Source organism: Vannielia sp., assembly GCF_029212645.1.
In the GTDB taxonomy this organism is placed as follows: Bacteria; Pseudomonadota; Alphaproteobacteria; order Rhodobacterales; family Rhodobacteraceae; genus Vannielia.
The window spans coordinates 1-3,488 of the sequence record NZ_JARGND010000096.1 but is presented as its reverse complement, the minus strand read 5'-3'; the positions used below and the strand labels follow the sequence as shown (position 1 = coordinate 3,488).

Genomic DNA, 3,488 nt, shown 5'->3' with positions numbered 1-3,488 from the left:
CAATTTGCACTGTTGCTGTGGCCAAGGTGGGGGGCGACCTCCCCTTTGTTCCCGCGCCTTCGCTTGATCGCGGCAAGGTCTGGAAATGGCGGCAAACCAAAACCAACAGGCTGGTCAAGGGGCGCTTGAGACCGGCCCCCAATGGCGCGCCCGCACGGTAAAGACCCTCGGCAAACAGCCCGTCCCCGCCAAAAAGCGCGCCGCCTGCTGACAGGTCGCTGTCACCAGTGTGAGCCATGCGCGGGCAAACCCCGCCGCACAGCCTTGTAAATGCCGCCCAAGGCCCTACACCTCCATGCCTGTGTGAACGAGGGAGGTGGCCGAAGATGGCTCCGATCATTTCGATCAAGAACCTGCAAAAAACCTATGACGGCGGTTTCACGGCGCTGCATGGCGTCGACCTTGATATCGAGGACGGCGAGATCCTTGCGCTCCTCGGCCCCAATGGCGCGGGCAAAACCACGCTGATCTCGGCGATCTGCGGCCTTGTCTCGCCCACCGGCGGCAGCGTCACCGTGGCCGGGCATGACATTGTCACCGACTACCGCGCCGCGCGTGAGATGATCGGCCTCGTGCCGCAGGAAATCTCGATTGAGCCGTTTGAAACCGTCATCAACTCGGTGCGCTTTTCGCGCGGCCTCTTTGGCAAGCGGCGCGACGATGCCCATATCGAGAAGGTGCTGAAATCCCTGTCGCTCTGGGACAAGCGCGACAGCCGCAACAACGCGCTTTCGGGCGGCATGAAGCGCCGGGTGCTGATCGCCAAGGCTCTCAGCCACGAGCCGCGCATCCTGTTCCTTGATGAGCCAACGGCGGGCGTTGATGTGACCCTGCGGCGCGATATGTGGCAGCTGGTGCGTGAGTTGCGCAACGATGGCGTGACGATCATCCTCACCACCCACTACATCGAAGAAGCCGAAGAAATGGCCGACCGTATCGGCGTGATCGACAAGGGCCGCCTGCTGCTGGTGGAAGACAAGGCCAAGCTGATGAAAAGCCTCGGGCGCAAGGAGCTTGTGCTGGAGCTTGCCGAACCCATGCAAACCCTGCCCGAAAGCCTTAACGCCTACGCGCTTCGCCTCGAGGGCCAGCGGCTGACCTATACCTTCGATACCTCCGCCGAAAGGACCGGGATCACCCGGCTGATGGCCGACCTCGCGGCTGCGGGCGTCAAGTTCAATGATCTCTCAACCCGCCAGTCGAGCCTTGAAGATGTGTTCCTTTCGCTGGTCGAAGAGAACGCAGAGCAGGATGCCGCCGCATGAACTGGCAATCCGTCATGGCGATCTACCGCTCCGAGATGTTGCGGTTTTTCCGCACGATCACCCAATCCATCGTGTCGCCCGTGCTGTCCACGGTGCTCTATTTCGTGGTGTTCGGCTCCGCCATCGGCGGGCGCATCCAATCGGTTGATGGCATCTCCTACGGGGCGTTCATCGTGCCCGGCCTCGTGATGCTGACCCTGCTCCAGCAATCGGTCTCCAACGCCAGCTTTGGCATCTATTACCCCAAGTTCATCGGCACCATCTTCGAGCACCTCTCCGCCCCCATGTCCTTTGTTGAAATCGTCATGGGCTATGTGGGCGCGGCGGCCTCCAAGGCGCTGTTCGTGGCGTCGATCATCCTGGTGACGGCCAGCCTCTTTGTGGAGCTGCACATCATGCATCCGGTCTGGATGGTGGCCTTTCTCGTGCTCACCTCGATCAGCTTTTCGCTGCTCGGCTTCATCATCGGCATCTGGGCCAAAACCTTCGAGCAACTCCAGCTTATCCCGCTGCTTGTCATCACCCCGTTGGTGTTCCTTGGCGGCGCGTTTTACAGCACCTCGATGCTGCCGCCAGCCTGGGCCACCGTGAGCCACTTCAACCCGGTCCTCTACCTTGTCTCGGGCTTCCGCTGGAGCTTCTTCGAGGTGTCAGATGTTTCGGTTGGCGTGTCGCTGGCGGCGATCTCGGTCTTCCTTGTGGCCTGCATCGCCGCAATCTGGTGGATCTTCAAAACCGGCTGGCGGATCAAACCCTGATCCGCCGCTCGCCCACGACCGCCTGAAAATGGCCGCCACCGCCCCACCCCGGCCCGCAATCCACCCACCACGGCAAAACCCACGCTCGGTTCACCGCCCTTCCCAGCACCAGCGCACCGCTGTATAGCGCCCCCATGCCTCAGAATCCCCCCAGCCTCCGCCCCGATATCGCCCCCGCCGCCCGCCTGCCCGATGCCCCGCGCGATGGCCAGCCGCGCATTGGCATGGTTTCGCTCGGCTGCCCCAAGGCGCTGGTGGACAGTGAGCGCATTCTCACCCGCCTGCGCGCCGAGGGCTATGGCATCTCGCCCGATTACACCGGGGCCGATGCGGTGATCGTCAACACCTGCGGCTTTCTCGATAGCGCCAAGGCCGAAAGCCTTGAGGCGATTGGCGAGGCGGTGCAATCAAATGGCCGCGTTATCGTCACCGGATGCCTCGGGGCCGAGCCGGAATATATCACCGGGGCGCACCCCAAGGTGCTCGCCGTAACCGGGCCGCACCAATATGAACAGGTGCTCGATGCGGTCCACGCCGCCGTGCCCCCCGCGCCTGATCCGTTTGTCGATCTGCTGCCTGCCTCGGGCGTGTCCCTCACCCCGCGCCACTACAGCTACCTCAAGATCTCGGAGGGCTGTAACCACAAGTGCAAGTTCTGCATCATCCCCGATATGCGCGGGCGGCTGGCCTCTCGCCCGGCCCATGCGGTGCTCCGTGAGGCCGAGCGGCTGGTTGACGCTGGGGTGAAGGAGCTGCTGGTCATCAGCCAGGATACCTCGGCCTATGGCGTCGATATCAAGCACGCCACCGAGCGTGACCACCGCGCCCATATCACCGACCTTGCCCGCGATCTGGGCAGCCTCGGCGCCTGGGTGCGGCTGCACTACGTGTATCCCTACCCGCATGTGCGCGAGCTGATCCCGCTGATGGCCGATGGCCTGGTGCTGCCCTACCTCGATATCCCCTTCCAGCACGCCCACCCCGATGTGCTGCGCCGCATGGCCCGCCCCGCCGCAGCCGAAAAGACGCTGGATAAAATCACCGAATGGCGCGGCATCTGCCCCGATATCACCCTGCGCTCCACCTTCATCGTCGGCTATCCCGGCGAAACCGAGGCCGAGTTTCAGGTGCTGCTCGATTGGATGGACGAAGCCCGGCTCGACCGGGTTGGCTGCTTCCAATACGAAAACGTCGCTGGCGCCCGCTCAAACGACCTGCCCGATCATGTGCCCGCCGAGGTGAAGCAAGAGCGCTGGGAGCGGTTCATGGAAAAGGCCCAGGCCATCTCCGAGGCCAAACTCGCCGCCAAGGTTGGCACCCGCCAGGAGGTGATCGTGGACGACATCGACACCGACGGCATCGCCACCTGCCGCACCAAAGCCGACGCGCCGGAAATCGACGGCAACCTTTTCATCGACACCGCCACCGAAGGCCTGTCCCCCGGCGATATCGTCACCGTCGAGGT

3 protein-coding genes are annotated in these 3,488 nt (G+C 63.3%); all 3 read left to right on the top strand.

Going from position 1 to position 3,488, the window contains the following annotated elements; all coding sequences use genetic code 11:
* The first annotated feature begins 326 nt into the window (after positions 1-326).
* Positions 327-1,265 carry an ABC transporter ATP-binding protein gene (locus tag P1U55_RS15845; RefSeq protein ID WP_301048609.1) on the top strand — a complete coding sequence of 313 codons (939 nt, stop codon included), beginning with the start codon at positions 327-329 and terminating at the stop codon, positions 1,263-1,265.
* On the top strand, positions 1,262-2,023 hold the full coding sequence (locus tag P1U55_RS15840) for an ABC transporter permease (protein WP_301048608.1): 762 nt from the start codon (positions 1,262-1,264) through the stop codon (positions 2,021-2,023). Before P1U55_RS15845 ends, P1U55_RS15840 begins: the two co-directional genes overlap by 4 nt.
* Positions 2,024-2,157: 134 nt before the next feature.
* A partial coding sequence (gene rimO / locus P1U55_RS15835) for a 30S ribosomal protein S12 methylthiotransferase RimO (protein WP_301048607.1) occupies positions 2,158-3,488 on the top strand: 1,331 nt, incomplete at its 3' end.